The organism is Pseudonocardia sp. McavD-2-B (assembly GCF_024124365.1).
Classification (GTDB): domain Bacteria; phylum Actinomycetota; class Actinomycetes; order Mycobacteriales; family Pseudonocardiaceae; genus Pseudonocardia; species Pseudonocardia alni.
Window position 1 is genome coordinate 1 of record NZ_JAMXSG010000385.1, and the last position, 4,174, is coordinate 4,174.

Annotated in this window: 5 protein-coding genes; 4 read left to right on the plus strand and 1 reads right to left on the minus strand. The window is 77.2% G+C overall.

Annotated elements, in window-relative coordinates:
- Positions 1–172 precede the first annotated feature (172 nt).
- Entirely contained in the window at positions 173–757 is a 585-nt protein-coding gene (locus NH602_RS28810; RefSeq protein WP_139282865.1) for an Rv3235 family protein, read from the minus strand.
- A 528-nt stretch (positions 758–1,285) separates the two neighbouring features.
- Here NH602_RS28810 and NH602_RS28815 point away from each other — a divergent pair.
- The 4 genes from NH602_RS28815 (at position 1,286) to NH602_RS28830 (ending at position 4,085) form a co-directional block, all read left to right on the plus strand.
- Positions 1,286–1,789 (plus strand): MarR family winged helix-turn-helix transcriptional regulator, encoded by a 504-nt coding sequence (locus NH602_RS28815; protein ID WP_167379081.1) that lies wholly within the window; start codon positions 1,286–1,288, stop codon positions 1,787–1,789.
- 16 nt (positions 1,790–1,805) lie between these two features.
- A complete protein-coding gene (locus tag NH602_RS28820; protein WP_253069454.1) occupies positions 1,806–2,792 on the plus strand; it encodes an ABC transporter ATP-binding protein in 987 nt (328 codons plus the stop codon).
- Positions 2,789–3,553, plus strand: coding sequence for an ABC transporter permease (locus NH602_RS28825; protein WP_161152520.1), 765 nt, complete (start codon positions 2,789–2,791; stop codon positions 3,551–3,553). Before NH602_RS28820 ends, NH602_RS28825 begins: the two co-directional genes overlap by 4 nt.
- 127 nt (positions 3,554–3,680) lie before the next feature.
- Positions 3,681–4,085 carry an HAD-IA family hydrolase gene (locus NH602_RS28830; protein ID WP_062397524.1) on the plus strand — a complete coding sequence of 135 codons (405 nt, stop codon included), beginning with the start codon at positions 3,681–3,683 and terminating at the stop codon, positions 4,083–4,085.
- Positions 4,086–4,174: the final 89 nt, after the last annotated feature.

Genomic DNA, 4,174 nt, shown 5'->3' on the forward strand with positions numbered 1-4,174 from the left:
GGGGGGTCCCGCCGGCGGCGCCGGTTCCGCGGTCGCGGTCGTGCCGGTTCCCTCGGTCGTGCCGGTTCCCTCGGTCGTGCCCCGCGGTCGCGACGCCCCGCACGGGTCAGGGCACGCAGCAGGTCCGCCGCGACGGGTAACCGCACCCGGCCGGGGTCGGCCGCGCCGCGCCTCACACGAGCCGGACGGCGGTGGCGAGCCACCGGCCGTCCGGCGCCCGGTCCAGCCGCAGCGCCAGGGCACGCACCCGACCGGCGACGGTGACGGTCGCGCACACCTCGGCCACGTCCGGCCGGGGCAGACCGACGTGCACCCGCGGCGTCCGGCGCGCGGTCGAGCCGCCCGGGCTCCCGCAGCCGGGGGCACCGACCCGTCCTCCGGGGCCCGGCCGGCCACGGGACGGGCGCGCCGGGTGCACGATCCGGGCCGCGGTCAGGTAGCGGCGCACCGCCGGGGTGGTGACGGCGGTGACCCCGTCCGGCGGGCGGCGCCCGGCGAGCACCTCGGTCAGCAGCCGGACGATCCCGTGGGCCGGGGCCCGGACCCGCTCGGCGTCGGCCGGGGAGGCGTCCTCGGGCACCGTCGGCGCCGGGACGGGGCGGACCGCCTCGCGCGGTGCGGGCGCCGGTCCGGCGGACATCCGGAACCCACCCGGCAGGACGACGACGACCCCCGGTGCGAGCGGTTCCGGCACGTCGGCGGGGGTGCGGACCAGGAGCTCCCCGGGGCCGGGCGGCGGCGGAGCCTGCCCGTCCACGGCCCCGGCCTGCACGGACGTGACCGGGGAACCGGACGCGTCGACGGCACCGGTATCGGCGCCCGGTGCCGGGGCGACGGCGGGCGCCGCCGTCCCCGTCTGCGAGGACGCGTGCCGCGCGTGACCGGCCGCAACCGGGGCGGGACGGGTCCGGTTCCCGGGAGGTGGTGGCGTGGGTGCGGCCTGCGTGCCGGGGGCGGTGTCGGTCCGTGGGCCGGAGGCACCCCCCGCCGGGGCGGTGCCGGTCGTCGTCGGGGTCACGGCGCCAGACTGCGACGGCCCCGGCGGCCGCGGCGGGGCCCGGCCCGGATCCGCCACCGGACCGTCCGGCTCCGCACGATGCGGTACCGCACGATCCGAGGGCGCAGATGAGGCCGGCGTGGTCCGGCGCACCGACGGAGCCACGGAGGCGAGCGGCGCCGGCGCCGCCGGTCGTGAGCCGCCCTCCGGTGGGGGCCGGTGTTCACGAACGCGACCGGCCCCGCCCGACCGCCCCCGCCGGGCCCCGCCGCGTCCTACCCTCCCGCGATGCCCGCACCCCACCCACCGGGACGCATCGACCTCACCCCGCCCCGCCTCGTGCCGGCTCCCGACCCGGTGGACGGCCCCGCGGAGTCGCTGGCCGACCTCGTCGTCCGGGCCGGGGCGGCGGTGCTCGCCGAACGCCGGCGGCGGACCGGGGGCCACGGCCTCGGTGTCACCGGGTTCGCGGTCCTCGACGTGCTGGAGCGGTGCGGCGGACTGGCCCAGCGCGAGCTCGCCGCCCGGGTCCGGGTCGCCCCGACCAGCCTGACCCCGGTCGTCGACGTGTTGGAGGCGGCGGGGCTGGTGGTCCGCCGCGGGGATCCGGCGGACCGGCGGGTCCGGCTCGTCGCGCTCACCGGCGCCGGGCGGGACCGGTGGCGCGACGCCCGCTCCGACGGGCGCGGACCGTGGCTGCGGGAGCCGTCGGACGGGCTCGACGACGCCGTCCGCGCTTACCTGCTCGCGGTGATCGCCGACCTGGAGCAGGATCGGCCCGACGTGACGTGATCGGCGGGGGAGTGCGATGGGACGGACCGCGGTCGAGGTGGTCGACCTGGTGAAGCGGTACCCGAAGGCGAAGGGCAACGCCGTCGACGGCCTGTCGTTCTCGGTGGCCGAGGGTGAGGTGTTCGGGCTGCTCGGGCCCAACGGCGCCGGGAAGACCACGACCGTCGGCGTGCTGACGACCCGCGTGGTGCCGACCTCGGGCACGGCCCGGGTCGCCGGGCTCGACGTGCGCGCCGACGCCGTCGCCGTCTGCGCGAAGCTGGCCGTCGTCCCGCAGCGCCAGAACCTGGACCGTTCCCTCGGTGTCCGCGACAACCTGGTCTTCCACGCCGCCTACCACGGCGTCGGGCGGGCGGAGCGCAATCGCCGCGCCGACGAACTGCTGGAGCGGATGGGGTTGACCGACAGGGCGAAGGCTGTCGCCGACGACCTGTCCGGCGGCCAGGCCCAGCGCGTCATGATCGCCCGCGGACTCATGCACTCCCCGGAGGTGCTGTTCCTCGACGAACCTTCGACCGGCCTGGACCCGCAGGCCCGGCTGTTCGTCCACGACCAGATCAGCGGGCTGCGCGACGAGGGCGTGACCGTCGTGCTCACCACCCACGACATGGACGAGGCGCACAAGCTGTCGGACCGGATCGGGATCGTCGACCACGGGCGGCTGCTCGCGCTGGACACCCCGGACGCGCTGGTCCGGTCGCTGCCGGGCAGCGCGACCGTGGAGATCGTCGCCGACCACGGACCCGGTGCGGCGGAGACGCTGCGCGTGGCGCTGGCCGGGCTGGGCGGTGTCGCACGTGCCGAGACCCCGCCGGGCCGCGGCCCGGGGGAGAACGGCACCGTGTCGGCGTTCCGGCTGTCGGTCACCGCGGAGCCGGCGGCGCTGCTGGCACCGGCCGTCGACCTGCTCGGGCGGCGCGGCGCCACGGTGCGCGACGTCAGCCTGGGGCAGGCGACGCTGGAGGACGTGTTCATCGACCTGACGGGCAGGGACCTGCGATGACCGGGCGTGCCTTCCTGGCGGTGCTGCGCCGCGATCTGTTCGTCACCGGCCGGGAGCTTCCGTCGTTCCTCGCGCAGACGCTGGTGCAGCCGTTCTTCTTCCTGCTGGTGTTCGTCGTGGTCCTCGGCCGCGGCGGCTTCGTGTCGCCCGAGTACGGGCAGATCATGCTGCCCGGCCTGATCGCGCTGAACGCGATGTTCGGCGCCCTGCAGGCGGTGACGCTGCCGCTGGTGTTCGAGCTGTCCTGGACGCGGGAGATCGACGACCGGCTGCTCGCGCCGATGCCCGTGTGGGCCGTCGCCGTCGAGAAGATCGCCTTCGCGGGGATGCGCGGCCTGCTCGCCAGTCTGCTGATGGTGCCCATCGGTTTCGCGATGATCGACATCCGGTGGCCGGCCGAGGGGCTGGCCCCCGCGCTGCTGATGGTCGTGCTCGGGAGCCTGCTCGGTGCGGCGATGGGGCTCACCATCGGCACCGCGGTGCCGCCGCGGCGGATCAACATCCTGTTCGCGGTGATCTTCACGCCGCTGCTGTTCACCGGCTCGGTGCAGTACCCGTGGCTCACCCTGGCCGACCTGCGCTGGTTCCAGGTGCTGTCGGCGGTGAATCCGCTGACCTACGTCAGCGAGGGGATCCGCGCGTCGCTGGTGCCGCAGGTCCCGCACATCCCGCTGTGGGTGTGCGTGCTCGTCCCGGTGGCGGCGATCGTGCTGTTCACCCTGCTGGGGATCCGCGGCTTCCTGCGCCGGGCCCTCGACTGAGCCGCGGCGGTCGAGCGGCGCCGCAGCAGCACCGAGCCGAGCGGTCGAGCGGCGAGCCTGCAGCACCGAGCCGCGGCGGAGTCCCGGTGCGCCCCGGGAGGCGGCGACACTCGGTACCGTCGGCCGGGTGGCGGACACCCGGACCCTGCGTGGCCTGATCGTCGACTACGGCGGGGTTCTCGACGACCCCGCCGACGGGGCCCTGCTGCTCGCCTACGCCCGTCGCGCCGCGGCCGCGGGGATCCGCACCGCGCTGTTCTCCGGCGCGCACGCGGTGCCCGACGAGGTCGCCGCGGCGTTCGGCACGGTGCTCCTCGGTGCGGTCCGCGGGGCCCGCAAGCCGAGCCCGGACTCCTTCGCCGCCGCCGCGGCGGAGCTGGGCCTGCCCGCGGGGGACTGCGTCGTCGTCGACGACATGGGGGCGTGCGTGCGCGGCGCCGCCGCGGCCGGGGCGGTCGGGGTGCGCCACACCGGCGCCGAGACCACCCTCGGCGAGCTGGAGGTCCTGCTCGGGGTGCCCGCCCGCGACTGAGCTCCGGGCGACCCGCGACGCAGCGGGGCACCCCGGACATGCGGAGGCGCCGCCCGCAGCGTGCGGACGGCGCCTCGTGGGCAGCCCGG